General features: G+C 60.4%; 24 protein-coding genes. 21 read left to right on the top strand and 3 right to left on the bottom strand.

What is annotated here, in order from left to right; all coding sequences use genetic code 11:
• The first annotated feature begins 46 nt into the window (after window positions 1–46).
• The 3 genes from ACQ86E_RS04215 (at window position 47) to ACQ86E_RS04205 (ending at window position 2,108) form a co-directional block, all read left to right on the top strand.
• The gene (locus ACQ86E_RS04215) at window positions 47–910 is read left to right on the top strand and encodes a tail fiber domain-containing protein (RefSeq protein ID WP_431204331.1); all 864 of its coding nucleotides are present in this window, start codon (window positions 47–49) and stop codon (window positions 908–910) included.
• Window positions 911–912: 2 nt separating this feature from the next.
• Window positions 913–1,590, top strand: coding sequence for a hypothetical protein (locus tag ACQ86E_RS04210; RefSeq protein WP_431204330.1), 678 nt, complete (start codon window positions 913–915; stop codon window positions 1,588–1,590).
• 92 nt (window positions 1,591–1,682) lie between these two features.
• Window positions 1,683–2,108, top strand: a complete 426-nt coding sequence (locus tag ACQ86E_RS04205) for a hypothetical protein (protein ID WP_431204329.1) — start codon at window positions 1,683–1,685, stop codon at window positions 2,106–2,108.
• A gap of 596 nt (window positions 2,109–2,704) precedes the next feature.
• On the opposite strand, the gene ACQ86E_RS04200 is transcribed toward ACQ86E_RS04205, so the two are convergent.
• Window positions 2,705–2,857, bottom strand: a complete 153-nt coding sequence (locus ACQ86E_RS04200) for a hypothetical protein (RefSeq protein WP_431204328.1) — start codon at window positions 2,855–2,857, stop codon at window positions 2,705–2,707.
• A gap of 574 nt (window positions 2,858–3,431) precedes the next feature.
• Between ACQ86E_RS04200 and ACQ86E_RS04195 the strand changes: the two genes are divergently transcribed.
• The 4 genes from ACQ86E_RS04195 to ACQ86E_RS04180 all read left to right on the top strand — a co-directional run bounded on the left by ACQ86E_RS04195 (window position 3,432) and on the right by ACQ86E_RS04180 (window position 5,597).
• Window positions 3,432–3,863 carry a hypothetical protein gene (locus ACQ86E_RS04195; protein ID WP_431204327.1) on the top strand — a complete coding sequence of 144 codons (432 nt, stop codon included), beginning with the start codon at window positions 3,432–3,434 and terminating at the stop codon, window positions 3,861–3,863.
• Entirely contained in the window at window positions 3,860–4,348 is a 489-nt protein-coding gene (locus ACQ86E_RS04190) for a hypothetical protein (protein WP_431204326.1), read from the top strand. The genes ACQ86E_RS04195 and ACQ86E_RS04190 overlap by 4 nt, the downstream gene beginning before the upstream one ends.
• The gene (locus tag ACQ86E_RS04185; RefSeq protein ID WP_431204325.1) at window positions 4,320–4,535 is read left to right on the top strand and encodes a hypothetical protein; all 216 of its coding nucleotides are present in this window, start codon (window positions 4,320–4,322) and stop codon (window positions 4,533–4,535) included. The genes ACQ86E_RS04190 and ACQ86E_RS04185 overlap by 29 nt, the downstream gene beginning before the upstream one ends.
• A 180-nt stretch (window positions 4,536–4,715) precedes the next feature.
• Window positions 4,716–5,597: a phage tail protein gene (locus ACQ86E_RS04180; RefSeq protein ID WP_431204324.1), complete on the top strand. Its 882-nt coding sequence runs from the start codon at window positions 4,716–4,718 to the stop codon at window positions 5,595–5,597.
• Window positions 5,598–5,713: 116 nt separating this feature from the next.
• Here the strand turns inward: ACQ86E_RS04180 and ACQ86E_RS04175 are convergent, their stop codons facing one another.
• Complete coding sequence (locus ACQ86E_RS04175) at window positions 5,714–6,379, bottom strand: hypothetical protein (protein ID WP_431204323.1); 666 nt, start codon at window positions 6,377–6,379, stop codon at window positions 5,714–5,716.
• A gap of 97 nt (window positions 6,380–6,476) precedes the next feature.
• Between ACQ86E_RS04175 and ACQ86E_RS04170 the strand changes: the two genes are divergently transcribed.
• The 9 genes from ACQ86E_RS04170 (at window position 6,477) to ACQ86E_RS04130 (ending at window position 12,131) form a co-directional block, all read left to right on the top strand.
• Window positions 6,477–7,163, top strand: a complete 687-nt coding sequence (locus ACQ86E_RS04170) for a hypothetical protein (protein ID WP_431204322.1) — start codon at window positions 6,477–6,479, stop codon at window positions 7,161–7,163.
• Window positions 7,164–7,165: 2 nt separating this feature from the next.
• A complete protein-coding gene (locus ACQ86E_RS04165; protein ID WP_431204321.1) occupies window positions 7,166–7,315 on the top strand; it encodes a hypothetical protein in 150 nt (49 codons plus the stop codon).
• On the top strand, window positions 7,312–7,566 hold the full coding sequence (locus ACQ86E_RS04160) for a hypothetical protein (RefSeq protein WP_431204320.1): 255 nt from the start codon (window positions 7,312–7,314) through the stop codon (window positions 7,564–7,566). The genes ACQ86E_RS04165 and ACQ86E_RS04160 overlap by 4 nt, the downstream gene beginning before the upstream one ends.
• Entirely contained in the window at window positions 7,557–7,940 is a 384-nt protein-coding gene (locus ACQ86E_RS04155) for a hypothetical protein (RefSeq protein ID WP_431204319.1), read from the top strand. The genes ACQ86E_RS04160 and ACQ86E_RS04155 overlap by 10 nt, the downstream gene beginning before the upstream one ends.
• 2 nt (window positions 7,941–7,942) lie before the next feature.
• Window positions 7,943–8,236 (top strand): hypothetical protein, encoded by a 294-nt coding sequence (locus tag ACQ86E_RS04150; protein WP_431206392.1) that lies wholly within the window; start codon window positions 7,943–7,945, stop codon window positions 8,234–8,236.
• Between the two features lie 64 nt (window positions 8,237–8,300).
• Entirely contained in the window at window positions 8,301–8,729 is a 429-nt protein-coding gene (locus ACQ86E_RS04145; RefSeq protein WP_431204318.1) for a GNAT family N-acetyltransferase, read from the top strand.
• Between the two features lie 246 nt (window positions 8,730–8,975).
• Window positions 8,976–10,244 carry a CaiB/BaiF CoA transferase family protein gene (locus tag ACQ86E_RS04140; protein ID WP_431204317.1) on the top strand — a complete coding sequence of 423 codons (1,269 nt, stop codon included), beginning with the start codon at window positions 8,976–8,978 and terminating at the stop codon, window positions 10,242–10,244.
• Window positions 10,245–10,352: 108 nt separating this feature from the next.
• Window positions 10,353–11,558, top strand: coding sequence for an acyl-CoA dehydrogenase family protein (locus ACQ86E_RS04135; protein WP_431204316.1), 1,206 nt, complete (start codon window positions 10,353–10,355; stop codon window positions 11,556–11,558).
• A gap of 9 nt (window positions 11,559–11,567) precedes the next feature.
• Window positions 11,568–12,131: a flavin reductase family protein gene (locus tag ACQ86E_RS04130; protein WP_431204315.1), complete on the top strand. Its 564-nt coding sequence runs from the start codon at window positions 11,568–11,570 to the stop codon at window positions 12,129–12,131.
• A 26-nt stretch (window positions 12,132–12,157) separates the two neighbouring features.
• Here ACQ86E_RS04130 and ACQ86E_RS04125 read toward each other — a convergent pair whose 3' ends face one another.
• Entirely contained in the window at window positions 12,158–13,066 is a 909-nt protein-coding gene (locus tag ACQ86E_RS04125; RefSeq protein ID WP_431204314.1) for an NAD(P)-dependent oxidoreductase, read from the bottom strand.
• 168 nt (window positions 13,067–13,234) lie between these two features.
• On the opposite strand from ACQ86E_RS04125, the gene ACQ86E_RS04120 reads away from it, so the two are divergent.
• The 5 genes from ACQ86E_RS04120 to ACQ86E_RS04100 all read left to right on the top strand — a co-directional run bounded on the left by ACQ86E_RS04120 (window position 13,235) and on the right by ACQ86E_RS04100 (window position 18,509).
• Window positions 13,235–14,218, top strand: a complete 984-nt coding sequence (locus ACQ86E_RS04120) for an ABC transporter substrate-binding protein (RefSeq protein ID WP_431204313.1) — start codon at window positions 13,235–13,237, stop codon at window positions 14,216–14,218.
• Between the two features lie 79 nt (window positions 14,219–14,297).
• A complete protein-coding gene (gene ilvD / locus ACQ86E_RS04115; RefSeq protein ID WP_431204312.1) occupies window positions 14,298–15,992 on the top strand; it encodes a dihydroxy-acid dehydratase in 1,695 nt (564 codons plus the stop codon).
• 125 nt (window positions 15,993–16,117) lie between these two features.
• Window positions 16,118–16,963, top strand: coding sequence for an ABC transporter ATP-binding protein (locus tag ACQ86E_RS04110; protein ID WP_431206391.1), 846 nt, complete (start codon window positions 16,118–16,120; stop codon window positions 16,961–16,963).
• Complete coding sequence (locus ACQ86E_RS04105) at window positions 16,960–17,745, top strand: ABC transporter permease (protein ID WP_431204311.1); 786 nt, start codon at window positions 16,960–16,962, stop codon at window positions 17,743–17,745. The genes ACQ86E_RS04110 and ACQ86E_RS04105 overlap by 4 nt, the downstream gene beginning before the upstream one ends.
• Window positions 17,742–18,509, top strand: a complete 768-nt coding sequence (locus ACQ86E_RS04100) for an ABC transporter permease (RefSeq protein ID WP_431204310.1) — start codon at window positions 17,742–17,744, stop codon at window positions 18,507–18,509. The genes ACQ86E_RS04105 and ACQ86E_RS04100 overlap by 4 nt, the downstream gene beginning before the upstream one ends.
• Window positions 18,510–18,522: the final 13 nt, after the last annotated feature.

The following is an 18,522-nucleotide window of genomic DNA, read 5'->3' as shown; positions in this document are numbered from 1 at the left end:
AACGTCTCGGCACAGTACATACTCAAGTTCAAAAGGAATCTCGTCCATGGGCGGACAATCCACCTCCACAGAAACCAAGCAATCACAGACGGCGCCATGGGCCGCCGCGCAGCCTGCACTACAATCGATGTTGAATCAGATCGGTGCCGGGCTCAACAACACCGGCCTGACGTCGGCGGAGAGCTCGGCGCTCGACACGCTGAAGAACAACGCTGCGGCGGGCAATCCTTATGCGGGGCAGATCGCAAGCTACGCGCAATCTATGCTGAGTGGCGGCGGCGCCGCCGCGCAGGCCGCCAATGTGCAGGATAACCTCGCGGCCTATCGCAACTGGCTGACGCCCTATGCGAACGGCAGCATGGTCGGCAACAATCCGGCCCTGACCGCGCAGCTCGCGCAGATTCGGTCGGATGTCGGCAATGATGTCAACTCGCAGTTCGCCGCCGCGGGCCGCGACTTCAGCGGCGCCAACATGATGGCGTATGGAAGGGGTGTCGCGGCGGCCGAGGCGCCGGTGATCGCCGCGCAATACAATCAGGATGTGGCGAACCAGCTTGCCGCGACGAATGCGCTGTACAATGCCGGCAACACCACGGCCAACACGCTGACCCAGATGCAACAGAGCGATCTGGTCAATCGCGGCCAGGGTGTCACCGCAGCGCAGTCGGCGCTCGATGCACGGAACTACGGAGCCAACGCCACTCTGGCGGAGGAGGCACAACGCAGGGGCATTCCCGTGCAGGCGTTGAGCCTGCTCGCGCAGATCGGCGTGCCGATCGCCCAGCTTGGGACGCAGGGAAACAGCACAACGACGGGGACGCAGCAGAAATCCGGGGCGGATCAGTTTGCAACGATCGCCGGCGGCATCAATAGCCTGCTGACTCCCTTCAAGGGAACGTGGGGAGGCTAAACATGACTATTCAAGCCGATGCAGAACTGACTGGTGCAGCCTTTGATCTGGCGAATGCAGGTTATGCGGAAATGCCCGACCCGGGCAGGGAAGGCGAACGCCAGTCGATCGATAGCGATAGTACATCGCTACGTGAGGCCGCCGACCGGAGATCCGGCTCACAGCCTGAAATCGTCGTCAGGCAGTATACAAATTCGGAAGGTAAGCCCGCCGCCGCAAACGAGGCTGTAAGCCTTTCGCGCGCGGCGCGGGACTATGCAAGCGCAACGGCCGGTGACAGGCAGATCGCCGAGAGCGAGTCTTCGGAGGCGCTTGCTGCTAGGATCGATGCGCTGCGCGCTGAAGTGGCCGCCAACGATCCCGATGCTCCGGAGTTCTACGGGTTTGAGCAGCCCGAAGTCGGCGTCGGACGCGACGAGGACGTCGAAGCCTCGGCGAATACGACGACGGATCAAGCGAAGCGATCTACCGAGCTCGATCCCGATCTCGAGCAACTCATGCTTCATCCGCAGGTCCGCCTCGCGCTCGAGGAAAAGATAGGCGAGGTCGAACGCGCGCGGCGGAGCTATGCCGACGGGCTCGATGCCGCCATGCAGATTGCGCAAGTGAGCTTTGTCAGCCAGTTTCCCGAATTGGCCGGGCTCCCCCGGAGCGGCTTCCGGAAGCCCTCGCGCAAATAGCGCAGCAGGATCCTGCAAAGCTGGCACGTATCCAGTCAATTGTCGCGGGTAGCGAGCAGCTGCGCGCCCGGCAGAACGATGAGGCGCAGCGGATGGCGGAAGCCTCGCGGCGCGACTTTCAGACCTATGCAAGGGCAGAGGATGCCAGGCTGGAGACGCTGCTCAAGGAAGAGACGAGAGACGTCAGGCAGGCCGTCGCGCAGGAAATCATGGCTTCGGCGAAGGCCAGCGGCATCGAACCGGATCAATTGCGGCGTCTCTTCGACAGCGAGCCGCTGATGCGCAATGCGACGTTCCAGCGGATGATGTACGACGCCGGGAAGTATCGCTTGATGATGAAGGCGAGGGAGGCTGCCGTCGCAAAATCAGTCCCGCCGGTGATGCGACCGGGCATGTCCGCGACGCGGTCCGAACGTGAGCAATCGGATATGCGTTCGCTCAATGCTCGCCTTTCGAACTCCGGCGATCTTAAAGACGCGGTGGCGCTTTATCAAGCACGGAAGACGGGCAGGCGTTGAGTCCGGCCGACACATGGTGCAATCTGTGGCTGAAGGCAGGGCGCATTGAATTTCTCGGCATCCCAGTGGTTGGCTATCATCGTTCTCGATGTTTCATCAATTCCCGTTTGTGACGGGGGGCTTTATCGTCACCTTCGGGCTCATTACCTTATGATCTGCGCACGTCGAGCGCCCGACTTTCCAGCCCTGGCAACCTCAAGGACGCAGTCGCGCTCCACCGCGCGAAGACGGTCGGTCGACCGAACCTGGTGTGTAATGTCAGACCTTCGTCGGAAGGACAGATGTATATCATTTGCCTCTGAATTCGACGTCGTACATGCAAGATAGGATGTCCATGCTGAGATTTATCTTGTCCGCGATGCTTGTCGTGACAGGCCTTCTCCCGTCGGTTGCTGCATTTGGCGGTGATTATACCGTTTCCTACGCTTTCGACGGCGCGAGGGGGACGACGTCGCCGCCGATGCAACTGGGTTACTCAACGAAGCGGGGACGACGAGAGAATGCTGGTATGAGAAGTATTGTAGCATAAACCTGCCTAAGGCGGATCTGACGATAACGTTCACCGTTCAGCGTTCGAGTCGTCATGAGGTGGTCGTTTATGCCGATGGCGGGCGCAGCCGCAGTGCCGGTTGCTGCTTTTTTCCGGCGGGGAGCGTCGTGTTGCAGTCGAGCTTACCGAGCCACAGCTTTACCTGCGCATCTATGAAGGACACGCGCGCAAGCAAAACGAAGTTGTCCAGAACATTCATTTGGGGCTTCTCTATCTCCAGTTTTCGGACTTGAGATAGTTCGGCGTTTCTGCGCGCTGTCAGCTTTTTGTCCGTTAGCCGAATCCTCTTGCGATCATTCGTTGATCGCAGGACCGGACAGGCATGTTTCCAGAGGAACTCATCATGTCCACCATCGAGCGGCAGTATTTACCTCCTCTCAATCCCGATATCGCGATCGCGGAGGCTGATCGCACGCGCGTCTACGATATCGTTCGCAGGCAACTGGCCGATCTACTGGAGGGCGACCAGTCCTATTATTTGGATGGGGTCCAGAAGGATTGGCAGGCTCGAGCCGATGATCTTGACGGTTACATTGGATCGTTCGCTGGCTTGCAAGGACGTGTCAACGATCCTGCCAATATCCTGGGAGACGTGCTCAGACATCTCCGCGGGCATGCCAAAGAACTCCGGACCCAAATCGAGGGGGCAGGGCCATCCGATCCAATCGAGCTGCCTCCAGCAATGTCACCGACTACCCGAGACAGGAACGAACTGTATCTCTATCCAAATCCGTTTGCCCCGCCAATGGAGACTCTCCCCGGTCGCGGCAAGAGTGGCCGATCTCGTCGACCGATGGTGGCGCCCCGGGAAGTGCGACGACGAGGCCGGAGTGGCAAATCGCGCCACCGATATTTTTCCAGCCATAGGGAACCTCCATCGATCCAAGGGCCGCACCTATCGGCTAATCAAAGTGAATCTACGACAAGGCAACCTTACCATGAGCGAAGACGAACGAAATTTCATCGAACGCGCCGCCTCCATCACCGGCAATCTCTATGGCGAACCGATGTCGCCGGAGCGGATCGCGGAGAACTTCGCGCTCTACGGTTTGAAGAAGCGCGTGGCGGCACTCGAGAGGTTCGATGCCGAATTGGGCGGCGACATCGACTCGAGCCCTCACAGCTTGCGAAAGCGCGTCCAGCTGGTGGATCTGCGCCGGCGCATGGGCGGCCTCCATGAGGCACTGCGCAACGCGAAGCGATGACCCATCCGTTGCTCACGGCGCTTGCGCAGGCCCGATTGCGCGATGCGCCGATGTTCGTCAAATGGTGTGAGCTGAACGGCGTGACCGCATGTCCGGCGACACCCGCATCTGTAGCGCGTTTTGCGACCGACTGTGCGTCGCTCGGCATGAGCCGGCTTTGGCCAACCATGCAGGAGATATCGCGTATGCACACTGCGCTCGGCCTAGCCGACCCGACCCTCGGCGGCCCGGCGGCAGACGCGATGAGCGCAATTGCGGCGATCCCGCCGCCGCGGTCCTGGCCGACGCAGTTCAAGCGGCGGTTCGCCGCGTTACCCCACGATCTACAGGTTCATCTGGCCTCGCACGAAGCTCAGCGGGAGCGGGCGCTCCGGCGCGCGCAAAACGAGGCCGCATCCGTCCGCCAGAAGCTGGCGACATTCGAAGCCCAAATGAAGTACGAAAGAACAAATGGCAATGAAGCAGCAGCGCATGTCGAGGCTTGAAGATCGGATCGAGGAATTGCGCGCGGAGATCGACGGCATCATCGATGCACGCGTGGCCGAAATCGCGAGCGAGAGCCCCGGTGTTCCCGCAGGCGTGATCCGCAACCTTCTCACTGCCCGGGCGCCGTCCTGTCGCTGCGCACAGTACATCGAGCTCTGCGGCAAAGCGGCGAAAACGCCGGACTGACGGCCCGCAGCAGCGACTCCTCGCAACACGCGACGGCGACCCGGCGCCGCTCACATCAAGGATACAGGATGACTCTCTATAAATGGTCTCAAACGGCTTCGGCTGACGCCACGGCGGATCTCGACGATCAACTGGGCGGAGGGACAGTCCCCCGCCAGTGTCAACGACTCGGCGCGGGCCATGATGGCGGCGATCGCAAAGCACCGCGACGACGTCGCCGGCGCGATCGTGACGACTGGAACCAGTACAGCCTATGCGGTCAACACCTATCAGGTCTTCCAGTCGCTTGCGCAGCTGAACGGCCAGGTCGTCGCGTTCACACCGCATGCGACGAATGGGGCGACGGTGACATTGAGCGTTGACGGTTTGGCATCGAAGCCGTTGCGTTCGGCGCCAAGCACAGAATTGCCGGCTGGAACTATAATCCAAGGTACTCCCTACGTTGCCCTCTATAGCAATTCGGACGGGGTATTCTACCTTCGTGGACTATACGGAAATCCGTACAATATCCCGATAGGGGCGGGTTTCGATTATTGGGGCACGACAGCGCCGAACAGCTCGTTTGTGTTTGCGTATGGTCAAGCGATTTCGCGTTCAATATACAGCAATTTATTCGCACTGTTTGGTACAACGTATGGCGTGGGCGATGCATCCAGCACGTTTAATATTCCTGATCTCCGCGGTCGCGTAACAGCAAAGAAGGACGATATGGGGGGCTTGGCGGCGGGGAGATTGACATCGTCATATTTGGGCGCGATGGCCACCAGCCTCGGCGCGGCTGGGGGATCTGAGAGCCAAAATCTCACTGTTGCGCAGATGCCCGCTCACAGTCATGGAGTCACTGATCCTGGTCATACACATACACCCAACGGGGTCTCTGCCGGACTATGGGGCGACAACATCAGCGGTAGTGCTGCTGATGGTGGAAACGCCTTTCAGATGACGCACACGAGCATTCCAATTGCTACCACAGGGATTTCTATCCAGAACGCAGGTGGCGGTGGTGCGCACAATAACGTGCAGCCGACAATTATCTGCAACTACGTCATTCGAATCATTTGATGGGAATTATAGCTTACGGGACTTTCAATTTCCGCTCCGCGCTAGCATCTCAATCCGACGAGTAGCTTTTGGCTGTGCTGAGTAATCCTTCAGTCGATGCCATAGATCGGAGTTGCTTAGACCCTGATGAGCGGCATATCTCTCAATGACGCCCATTGCTGATCGTGAGCAATTCCTGAATGGCGTTCGCGAAACGAGTTCGCTTTCCATTCCTTTCCAGGATCTAAATCTCCTGTCGTTGTGAAAATGGCGTTCATGCCTCCGGAGGAGACGGCCGCCAGTCCATATCCATGTTTGGCGCAAAGCGAAGCAAGAGCAGTTATGGAGGCGCCGTGATACCACCCTCGGGTGTGGTACTTATGGCGGTCAAAATCGGAGTGGTAAGGAATAGTAACTGGCTCAAGTCCAAAACTTGAGTTGTATTCTACGCAAATAACAGTCGGTCTTGTTTCGATGAGACGTTCTAAAAACCAATAGTCGTTGCCGTCCACGTCAATCGAAAGTATGCCAAGTCGAGGAAAAAGGTCCCTTACAAAGTCAATGTTATCGAGCGTGATGAAGCGTTGAAGAGCTGTTACGTTCTTTGGCAGCAAGCGAGTTGCATCTTCGACTTGGTCTGCATTTCCATCGATCAACACACCTTGCCATCCATCCGTCTTAACCAGTGGCAGGCAATTGAACTCGACGGGATGGAATCCAAATTCAACGAAGGTCTTGGGCGCCTGGGTCGCTAGACGTTCGATAATCGAACCCTCGTTAGATTGCGAGGACGCTCTCAGCATCCGAGCCCAATAGATCGCCCGGCGCAATGTAGCGTTCTGTTTCAGTATGTTTCTCATTGTGGTTTGATACCACCCCAACCCCCAACCGAGTCAACCCATGGTAGACCTGAACGCCCTTACTCGGGCGAATGCGAAGCGCTGGGCGGATGCCCGGCCGACCCGGAAAGCCGAGGCCGCCAAAGTTGCTTTGCGTCTTTACAAGGCCAGGCAGCGTTACCAGGCCGTGGCGCGAGAGACCGGCGTTCCCTGGCCCGCAATCGCGGTCATTCACGAGCGGGAATCCTCCCAGGACTGGAGGGCGTCCCTGGCCCAGGGTGACCCCTTCGACCGCGTCTCGGTTCATGTGCCGGCTGGACGAGGTCCGTTCGTCTCGTGGGAGGCGGCTGCGATCGACGCGCTCGTGAAATGTCCGCCCTTCCTTGCCCGTCACAAGGACTGGTCGATAGCCGCGGCGCTGACGGCGCTCGAGACGTACAACGGTATCGGTTACGCCGCGCGCGGTGTGCCTTCGCCTTATCTCTGGGCCGGCACCAACCAATACCGCGCCGGGAAGTACGTGCGGGATGGCGTTTACGATCCCGGCAAGGTCGATCTGCAACTGGGATGCGCGGCACTCATGATCGCTCTCATGGAACTCGATCCCACGATCGGCTTTGCCGGAGCGAACATCGCGCAAAGCCCGATCGCCGGTAATTCGGCAAGGCCTTCGCTGACGAATCCGTCGAAGGGCTCGATCGGCGCGTTCGTGGCCAATCTGGTCAGAGCGATTATTGGAAGGAAGTGAACATGCTGACGATCCTCGACATCACTCTCTTTGCTGCTGGCTTTGCCGCCGGCTGGTTTTGCAGGGACCCGGTCCTCCGCCTCGTGACCGGCACGGATACGCTGATCAAATCGCTTGAGGCGAGGCTTGCTGCCCTGCGGGCCAAATCATGATGCTCGCAAGACTCAAGGCGGTCTGCCTGCACTCGGTGACTATCGCCTGGAGCTATTGCATCGCGTTTGCCGGTGCGCTCGCTTCGATCATCGACGACCTCGCCGACGCGCTGGGCGATCCCGGCGTCAAGGATCAGATCAGCTCCGCGATCGGTGACGTCAAGACAACGGGGCGCATCATGCTGGTGATTTCCGTGGTGACGATCATCGCGCGCCTGCGAACCCTTCGGAGAAAAGATCAATGTGGATGACGCTCATCTCGTTTCTTGGCGGCCCCGTCGTCAAGGCCCTGATCGACGCCTACAGCGCGAAGCTGAAGGCTGAAAATGTAGATGCCAGGATCGCGGCGGATCTCGCGGCGGGCGAGATCGCGTCACAGACGGCTGAAACCAAAGCCGTCATGCAGTACAGGATCGCCGAGCTCGGGCACTGGTACGAGCCGGATAAACTGATCGGCTACTGCGTCACGATCTATTTTGCCAAACTGCTCGTGTGGGACAAGGTTCTCGGCTTCGGTACCACTGATGCTCTGGCGGGGTTCGCGGCGATCACCGCCAATCTCGTCGTCTCGTTCTACTTCGCCAAACGAGGCTTCGAGAATGTCGCGAGGATCATCAAGCGGTGAATATGCAAGACAACGAAATCCGGGCCATCGTCGCCGAGACGCTGGCCGAGCAGCAGCGACACCAGCAGGAGAGCGTCGATGCGATCGTATTGAAAGCAGTCGCTTCGGTGCTGGCCTCTTTTGGAATCGAAGACGACGACCGGAAGGAGCTGAGGGCCGATTTCCAGCATTTGCGGCGGTGGCGAAAGAGCGTGGAGCAAGCGCAGACCTACACCTTCAAGGCCGTGATTACGGTGATCGCGACGGGTCTGATGGGGGCCGTTTGGCTCGGCGTCAAGGTCGTGTTGGGGAAGTGAAACCTGGCAGCGAAAGAGCGCGATTGCCCGCGCTCAGGACTATTCCTGCGGACGAGCTATTCAAATGTATAGAATTCGTATTGTCGATGCGGACGATGATGAGAGCGCAGAGGTCCTCGGCGAACTGCACCGGCTGACTTTCTTTGATGGGGCTCCGTTGCCGCAATTCGAGATCGGGGCGTGGTGGCTCGCCTATCACAATGACGAGGCGGTCGCCTTCGCCGGCGTTGTGCCGTCAACGCATGCTCGAAACAGCGCATATTTCTGCAGAGTCGGGGTCTTGCAACGGCACTGGGGGCAGGGACTTCAGCGCAGGCTGATGCGGGCGATCGAGGCGCGGGGGCGGCGTAGCGGATGGGATGGCATCGTCTCTGACACGACGGACAATCCGGTATCCGCGAATAACTTCATCCAGGCCGGTTATCGGCTCTACGAACCCGAAATACCCTGGGCCTGGTCACATACGCTCTATTGGCGGAAGTGGCTTCGCTGAGCAATTGGCGCATGGTTTCCCGTAATGCGGAACGCCACTGTCGCGCCGCAGAGCGGTCGGCGGGGGACGCAGGCGGCTATTGTACGCCCGGAATGTTCAGGGGCCCGGCAGCTTAGCGGCTGCCGGGCCCCTTTTGCGTATTGAAGCGATGTGGCTGAAGCACTTGCGAAGTCGGCGGCACCGGGCTTTAAGTTTGCTCCTGCAGGAAAATCGGCGGCCATAAGCCGATGTAAGGGAGCGCTACCGATGCCCACCAAGCCTCAATTGCCGGAACGTTCGTCGCGGGCGGCGGGCGCGCCTACCGCGCTGGATGGTCTGCTGGTCGTCGATTTCACGCGCGTCGTGGCGGGACCGGCCTGCACTCAGACGCTTGCCGATTTTGGTGCGCGCGTCATCAAGATAGAGAATCCGGACGGTGGCGACGACACGCGCGCCTATGAGCACGCCGAAATCGGCGGCGAAAGCGCGGCCTATCTGAGCCTCAACCGCAACAAGCGCGGCATTGCGCTCGACCTGACTGTGCCGGAGGCCCGGGAGATCGCGTTGGATCTGATCCGCAAGGCCGACGTGGTCGTGGAGAATTTTTCCAGTGGGGTCATGAGGAAATTCGGTCTCGACTATGAGGCTGTCGCGCCGCTCAATCCTCGGTTGGTCTATTGCTCGATCTCGGCCTACGGGCGCTCCGGACCGTTTGCTTCGCGTCCAGGCTTTGATCCGATTACGCAGGCCGAAAGCGGCTTCATGTCGCTCAACGGATTTGCCGACGGGCCTGCCGTTCGTACCGGCCCGCCCATCGTCGACATGGCTACCGGGATGTCTGCCTGCAATGCCATTCTGCTGGCGCTTTTGGCGCGGGATCGGCTCGGCCGCGGTCAGCATGTCGAGGTCGCCCTGTTCGACATCGCCATGGGGATGACCGGCTTCTACGGCATGGCCTATCTGATCAGCGGCGAGAACCCTGGCCGGTTTGGCAATTCGCCGAGCGGGTCTCCCTCCGTCGGCGTCTATGAGGCTTCCGACGGACCGCTTTACATAGCCTGTGCGAACGACCGGCTTTTTCGCAGGCTGGTGGTCGAGGTGCTGAACCGGCCAGATCTGATCAACGGTCCGCAGTTCGCCACGCGCAAAGCGCGCTCCGAGAACAAGGAGCTCCTGCGGGCAGCGATCGCGGAGGTCTTCGCCAGCGATACCCTCGAGAACTGGATGGCGAAGATGAAGCTGGCCAATATTCCGGTCGGCTATCTCCGGACGGTTGAGGAGGGGTTCAATGCGCCCGAGGCCCGCGAGCGCCATCGCCTGAGCCGAATTCCGCATCGTACAGCAGAGTGGGTCCCCAATATCGAGCCGCCGATCAGTATGAGCCTGACCGGCGCGATCGATCCCGTTGCCGCCCCCTTGTTAGGCGAGCATACTGAAGATGTCTTGCGTGATACGCTCGGCTACGACGCGCGTCGGATCCTGGAGTTCACCCAAAAAGGCGTCTTTGGATCAGGCAAGCCATCGACACGAGCTTGAGACCAGACAATTGTCCTGTTGACACTGCCCAGCTTGATTTGGCGAAGGTCCCGCCGCATAAATGTGTGAACGCGAGGGACACGGATGGTGCCTGGTCAGGAGCCGAGCATGGGTCAACACACCGGGTCGGAAGCCGGTGAACGGGCCTATGCGGCAATGATCGCCAAGGCCGGGGCGCTCGCACCGCGGCTTCGAGAGCGAGCGGTGCGGACCGAGGAACTGCGGCATCTTCCACCGGAAACCGAGAAAGATCTCCACGACGCCGGCCTGTTCCGGATGCTTCAGCCGGCACGCATTGGCGGCTCCGAACTCGACTATGTCGCCCTTGTCGACTGCGCTGAACTGCTCGGGCGGGCAGATGCGTCGGTGGCCTGGAATCTCGCCAACCTGGCGAGCCACCACTGGATGCTCGGAATGTTCGAGCAGAAGGCCCAGGATGTCGTCTGGGGCCGCGATCCGGACGCGCTGATTGCCTCATCGTTCATCTTTCCTGCAGGCCGCGCGACGAGGATGGAGGGCGGGTACCGTCTGCATGGCAGCTGGCCGTTCTCCTCAGGCGTTGCGTCCTGCGAATGGAACATGCTCGCAAGTGTCGTCTATTCCGACGACGAAGCGGACGGCATCGAGTATCGAATCTTCCTGCTGCCGAAAGGCGACTACAAGGTGCTCGATACCTGGAATGTTACGGGACTGCGTGGCACCGGTTCCTGTGACGTCGAGGTCAGGGACGCTTTCGTCCCGGATCATATGACCGTCGCCGTCGGTGAGCTTGCCGGCGGTCCGACGCCTGGCAGCAGGGTCAATCCCAATCCGTCGTACACTCTGCCCGTGTTTTCGTTGTTTCCCTACGTCCTGTCGGGCGTTGCACTCGGGAACGCGCAGGCATGCCTCGACGATTACGCGGAGGTCGCGCGTCATCGCATTTCGACCTACAACCGCGCCAAGCTGAGCGACTTTCAAAGCACTCAGATCAAGATCGCCGAAGCTTCAGCCAAGATCGACGCTGCGCGCCTGATCATGCGTTCGGCCTGCATCAACGCCATGGACGATGCAAAGCGAGGTCGTATTCCTGACATGGCGACCAAGACCAGATACCGGCGCGATGGAGCTTTCTCCGTGAATCTGTGCACGGATGCGGTCTCGATGCTGTTTGCCGCGAGCGGGGCGCGCGGCCTGTTCACGACGGGCGTGTTGCAGCGGCAATTCCGCGATGCGCACGCGATCAACTCGCATCTTGCGTTCAACTTCGATGCGGCCGGAACCAATTATGGACGAGTGGCTCTGGGCCTGCCGTCCGAGAATCTCACGCTGTGAGGCCGGCCGATGAATGATCTGCCGAAGCAGCCGGCCGTTCCCGACCCAGCCAATGAACTCGCGAGTGACAGCTCACCGATCGATCCCCGGGATTTTCGCAACGCGCTTGGAACTTACGGAACGGGCGTAACGATTATCACTGCCACGGCCGCCGATGGAAAGCCCTATGGCATCACCTGCAATTCGTTTGCGTCGGTCTCCTTGAATCCGCCTCTGGTGCTCTGGAGCCTCGGAATCTATTCCTCGAGCCTGGCTGTGTTTCAGAACGCCAGTCACTTCACCGTCCATGTGCTCGGCAATTCGCAGCAGGCGCTCGCGAACAAGTTTGCCAAATCGACCGAGGACAAGTTCGCTGGGGTGGATTGGAGGCCGGGCCTCGGCAATGCTCCGGTGCTGGCCGAGAGCGTCGCCAATTTTCAGTGCCGGTCCGTCAATCGTTATTATGGCGGCGATCACGTGATCTTTCTCGGCGCGGTCGAGGCCTATGCCTACAACTCCGGGGAGCCGTTGCTGTTTGCGCGCGGAACGTATGGCCGGTTCCTGTCCGACGACCAGCGCGGCAAGTCACCGTAAGCGCGCTTCAGTATGCCCCAGATGACTCAACGCTCCGCTGCTGAAAGCTTGTAGATCTCCAACGCGTCCGCATCGGCTCCCCGCGCAGCCTTGGCCAGCCTGAAGATCTGCCCGGCCAATGATGCCATCGGCACGGGCGTCGACGTCGCCTGCGCAACGTCGGCAACCGTATCGAGGTCTTTGAGCATGGTGGCGATGTGACCGAGTGGCGGTGAGTGAATGCCTTGAGCCATGCGGGGCACAAACAGCTGAAGGGGAATGGAATCGGCGAAGCCGCCCGAGAGTGCTTCAGGCAACCGGTTTGCGTCAATTCCCGCGTTCACGGCAAGGCGTGTTGCTTCCGCCAGGACGGCCATCGTGCATCCGACGATCACCTGGTTGCAGAGCTTTGTGGTCTGGCCGGCGCCTGTCGGACCCATGTGGGTGAACCTGCGTGCCATGGCTAGCACATACGGCCGCACCCTCTGGATGTCGCCGGCATTTCCGCCTGCCATGATTGCAAGCGTGCCTTCTTCGGCGCCCTTGGTGCCGCCGGACACCGGTGCATCGATCAGGCCGGCGCCATTCGCAGCCTTCAGCCGCGCAGCAAGATCGCGCGCGGCGTCAGGGTGGATCGATGAGAAGTCGACTACGAGCTTGCCTGCGCCAGGAGCCGCTGCAAGGCCGTCGGTTCCGAAAATGACTTCCTCAACGGCGGCCGCGTCCGTCACGCACATGAACACAATGTCCGAGTTGGCCAGCACGTCGCGTGGCGTGTTGGCGCGCCTGGCGCCCTCCGTGACGAGCGGAGCCAGCTTGCCTTCCGAGCGATTCCATATGCTGACTTGATAGCCGGCCTTGAGCAGGCGACGGGTCATGGGTGCGCCCATCAGCCCAAGGCCGAGATAGCCGAGCCTCTCGACGCTTGGCGGGTTTGCCTTGCTCGCATCAGCCATAGGTTGCCTCCTTCTGTCGCAGCGCGACGGCGCTTTACCATACATTGCAGACAGGACGGTGAAACCGCTCGGTTCGCATGGCTTGCCTGATTGTTTGAACCATGAAACAATTTGAGCCGGCCGGGTTGGGTGGCGCCGGTTTGGCGCCGGAGCAGCGGAGTGGGCACGATGCGAACCGTTTCGAAGTGGATTCTGGCTTTGGGGGCGGCAGCGGCCGTGAGCGTGGCCTCAAGCCTGTCTTGGGCGCAGCAGACGATCCGCGTCGGCTGGACGATTCCGGCTGAGGAGTCCAAGTACTGGATGATGCGCCGCCCGGCTGAATTTCCCAATATCGGTAAGGCCTACAACATCGAATGGACCCAGTTTCAGGGCACGGCACCGATGACGCAGGCTTTGGCAGCCGGTGCTCTCGATTGCGCGACGCAGGCGCCGCTTTCGCTCGCCAATGGCGTGGTTGGCGGTAATCTCAAAGCCTATATCGTGGCGCAGCACGTCTTCGAGAAGCCGGGCGGCTTTTCCGTCTACTGGGCTGTGATGAATGACTCGCCGATCAAGGCGATTGCCGATCTCAAGGGCAAGACGGTCGGCATTTCCGTGATCGGCGGCGGCACGCAAGGTCCGTTTAACCTGCTTCTCAAGCAGAATGGCGTCGATCCGGCCAAAGATATCAAGCTGGTCGAGGTCGGTTTTGCCGTCTCCGAAGATGCGCTGCGCCAGGGCCGTGTCGATGCGGTCAACATGAACCAGCCGTTTGCCGCGCGCGCGGAGGCAAAAGGCGGCACAAGGAAGCTGTTCTCGCTGTCGCAGGCCATGCCGAACATCGTGCACATCCTGGAGGCCTGCCGCGCCGATTTCGTCGACAAAAATCCGGATCTGGTGAAGGCTTACGTCCGCGACATCACGTCAGGCATGAAGAAGGCGCTGGCCAACCGTGAAGAGACCTTGAAGGTCGTCAATGAAGTTCTGAAGGCGCCCATTCCGGTTCTCGAGACTTACCTGCTCAAGGACAATGATTTCGGTCGCGATCCAGGCGCGGCGCCGAACTTTCCCGCGATCCAGAAGATGCTGGACATCTACGCAGAGACGGGAATGCTGCCGAAGCTAGACGTCGCGCAGTTCAAGCATCCGACGATCGTCGCGCCGCTGGAGTAGGCAGCCGGACACAGTTATCCGAGCAGGGAGATTGCGGCGTCCCGGTTGATCCGGGACGTTGCATGCGGAAGATGCACGTATGAAGAAGTTGCGATCACGGATAACGACAGACGGCCTCGACCGGGCACCGCATCGCGCTTTCATGCGCGCGATGGGGCTTGACGACGCAGCGATTGCGAAGCCGATGGTGGGCGTCGTCAGCATGAAGGGCGAGCAGACGCCCTGCAATATGACCCACGATTTCCAGGTGGCAGCGGCCAAGACGGGAATCGAGGAGGCGGGCGGCACGCCGCGCGAATTCTCGACCGTGTCGGTTTCCGATGGCATCAGCATGAATCACGAGGGGATGAAGTTTTCCCTGTTTTCGCGCGAGCTGATCGCCGACTCGATCGAGGCTGTCGTCCATGGTCTGGCTTATGACGCTCTGATCGGGTACGGTGGATGCGACAAGACGCTGCCCGGTGTGATGATGGGCATGGTTCGTTGTAACGTGCCGTCCATTTTCATCTACGGTGGCAGCTCGCTGCCGGGGCGCGTGGACGGCCGGACCCTGACGGTGCTCGATTCCTACGAGGCCGTCGGCAGCTTCATGACCGGTGAGATCGACAGCGCTACGCTCGAGCGGATCGAGCGGGCCTGCCTGCCGACCATAGGTGCTTGCGCCGGGCAATTCACCGCAAATACGATGGGCATGGTGTCTGAGGCGATGGGCCTCACCATTCCCAATGTCTCGATGGTGCCCGGTGTTTACGCCGAGCGCGCCCAGATTTCGCGCCGCGCCGGCAGACTGGTGATGGAGATGCTGAAGCGCGGCGGTCCGCTGCCTCGCGACATCGTGACGCGGAAAGCTCTGGAGAATGGCGCGGCGATCGTTGCCGCGACGGGCGGTTCGACCAACGCTGCGCTGCATCTCCCGGCGATCGCGAACGAGGCCGGTATTGCGTTCACGATCGACGACGTCGGCGAGGTTTTTACCAGGACGCCGCTGATCGGAAATCTGCGACCTGGGGGCAAGTACACGGCGAAGGACGTCTACGACATCGGCGGCGCTGCGGTGGTGATCCGCGAGCTGATCCAGAGTGGTCATATCGATGGCAATTGCATCACCATCACGGGCCGCACGCTTGCCGAGGAATATGGTTCGGCCAACGCGCCCGATGGCGAGGTCGTTTACGCCTCCCGTGCGCCGATCATGCCTGATGGCGGCGTAGCGGTCCTGAAGGGCAACCTTTGTCCGGACGGTGCCGTGATCAAGGTCGCAGGTTTGAAGAGCCAGTTCTTCGAGGGCGTTGCGCGCGTCTTCGAGGATGAGGAAGCGTGTGTCAAAGCGGTTCGTGATCGCAATTATAGGGCCGGCGAGGTTCTCGTCATCCGCAATGAAGGCCCCGTCGGAGGCCCCGGCATGCGCGAGATGCTCGGCGTCACCGCGCTTATCTACGGGCAGGGCATGGGTGAAAAAGTAGCGTTGATCACCGATGGCCGATTTTCCGGCGCGACCCGCGGCATGTGTATCGGCTATGTGTCTCCCGAAGCGTTTGTTGGCGGTCCGCTGGCGCTCGTCCGCGACGGCGACAGCATCCGGATCGATGCCGCAAACCGGCGAATGGACATGCTGGTCGATGAGTTGGAACTCTCGGCGCGTCGACGCGATTGGAAGCCACGGCCGCCACGGCACCGCGCCGGCGCACTCGCGAAATATGCGCGGCTTGTTGGCCAGGCGCCCGGCGGAGCCGTCACACACGAAGGCCCGGCGGAATGGCCATGGTTCGAATGACGCGCCGCACTCCTGCGAAAACGACCGATCGTCTGGCAGGTTTCTTGCTAAGCTCAAGCCGCTGAAGGAGGACATTCAGCAGTTCAACAACGCGGTAGTTGCAGGCGAGCGAAGTGAGAGGCGGGATGAAGGTAATGCCTTCGAGATCGAGCGAATGGGTGAAGCCGGTGACGTCACAAATGCCGGCTTCTAAGATCATCGAGATCGACCGCGTTTCGCAGGTTTTTCAGACCTCGGCGCGCAAGGATCATTTGGCGCTGTCGGACATCACGCTGACGATCGAAGAGGGCGCTTTCGTCTCCATTCTTGGGCCTTCCGGTTGCGGCAAGTCGACACTTCTTTACATCGTCGGCGGCTTCGTTAGCCCGACTAGCGGCGTGGCGAAGATGAAGGGACGAACGATCACGGGGCCGGGTCCGGATCGCGGGCCAGTGTTCCAGGAGTTCGCACTGTTTCCGTGGAAGACCGTGTTGGGGAATGTGATGTATGGTCCGCGCCAGCAGGGTGTGCGGGCCACGGAGGCGGAATCGCAGAGCCGAGCCCTGCTAGAAATGGTTGGCCTCAAAGGTTACGAGAATTTCTATCCCAAAGAGCTGTCAGGCGGGATGAAGCAGCGCGTCGCGCTTGCCCGGACGCTTGCCTACCATCCCGAAGTCCTGTTGATGGACGAGCCGTTCGGCGCGCTCGACGCGCACACCCGGACCCGCCTGCAGAACGATCTTCTGAACATCTGGGAGCGTGACCGCAAGACGGTGTTGTTTGTCACCCACTCCGTCGACGAAGCAGTGTTCCTGTCCGACAAGGTCGTGATGATGTCAAAATCTCCCGGCCGCATCCGGCAGGTCATCGACATCGATCTGCCGCGGCCGCGCCGCCGCAATGAGCTGTTGCTGGATTCGCGCTACCAGAAATATATCGTCGACATCGAACGCATGTTCGACGAGGTCGACGTGACTGGATCGCCATTATGACATCGCCGGCCGCTTTGGCCAAACGGGCCGCTCCCGTGTTTGCCTGCATCGGCCTGTTGGCGGTGTGGCAAGTCGCGTCGCTCGCGCTGAAGAACGACAGCTTTCCGACGGCGCTTGAGGCGATACGGGCGATTCCGGACATCCTTGGCGACAAGGAGGCCTTGATCAACATCCTGGCCTCGCTCCGTCGTATGGCAATGGGATTCGGTGTAGCCGTGCTCGTCTCGATTCCGCTCGGCTTGTTGATGGGCCGTAGCCGGGCAGTGGCTGCGTTCTTCAACCCGCTTCTGATGGTGATCTACCCGGTTCCGAAGGCAGCCCTGATGCCGATCATCATGCTTTGGCTGGGGGTCGGTGACATCACGAAGACGCTGGTGATATTCCTCGGTGTCAGTCTTCCGGTGATCTATCACAGCTTTGAAGGTGCCAGGGCGGTCGAAGAGAAGATGGTGTGGTCAGGCGCTGCGATGGGACTCTCATCGCTGCAACGTCTGGTCCGGATCGTGCTGCCTGCCGCGCTACCGGAGATCCTGACAGGATGCCGCACAGGCCTCGTGCTGGCGCTGATCACGATGATCACCAGCGAGATGATCGCCCGCCAGTCCGGCGCAGGCAACATCCTGTTCAACGCGCTCGACATGGGTCAATACGACACCGTGTTCGCAATGATCATCATCGTGGGGGCGATGGGAATCTGCCTCGATGCGATCTTCGAGCGGGTCCGCGCAAGCCTTGTACGCTGGTCTGAGCCTCAGTTCGACATGCCGTTGAGCTTCTCATGACATCACGCATTCTCCCATCAAGTATCTTTCTCGGAATCGCGCCGATCGTTCTGGTGATCGCGCTGTGGCAGGGCCTCGTGTCTTTCGGCTTCGCACCTGCGGTCTTGCTGCCGCCGCCGGGATTCGTCTTCAGCAGACTGCTTCAGCAACTTGTGACCTGGACGTTTCAGCAGGAGATCGCGGCGACCCTGATCCGTCTGTTTGCTGGCTTCGCGATCGCTGTCGTGCTCGGCGTCAGCATCGGCATTGCGGCTGCTGCCAATCCCGCGATCAATGCAGTGGTCCGCCCGATCGTGCGTGTTCTCGCGCCACTGCCCAAGGTCGCGCTCTACCCGGCGTTACTGCTGCTGCTCGGCTTTGGACACGGCTCGAAGATCACATTGGTGGCTGCCGATGCCCTCTTTCCCATCCTGTTGTCCACTTATTACGGGGCGTCAACTGTCGAGCAAAAGCTGATCTGGTCGGCTATGGCAGCTGGAACGCCGCGCCTGGAAATTCTGTTCAAGGTGGTGCTGCCGGCGGCGATGCCGTCTATCCTGACCGGCTGCCGGATCGGCCTTGTCATTTCCTGCATCGTGGTGTTTCTGGCCGAGATGATCACATCGACAGACGGGCTGGGCCATGCGCTGGTGACAGCGGCCCGAACCTTTCAGGCCGTCGACATGTTCGTGCCGCTGATTACGATCTCGCTCTTGGGGTTAATCCTGAACGGCCTGTTGGGCGTCCTGCGATCGTACCTCTTGCGGGGCTTCCCCGAGGCGTGATTTGACTGACAAG

Origin of the sequence: Bradyrhizobium betae (genome assembly GCF_050632175.1) — a bacterium.
In the GTDB taxonomy this organism is placed as follows: domain Bacteria; phylum Pseudomonadota; class Alphaproteobacteria; order Rhizobiales; family Xanthobacteraceae; genus Bradyrhizobium; species Bradyrhizobium betae_B.
The sequence above is the reverse complement of the archived record's forward strand: the minus strand, read 5'-3'. Positions and strand labels throughout refer to the sequence as shown.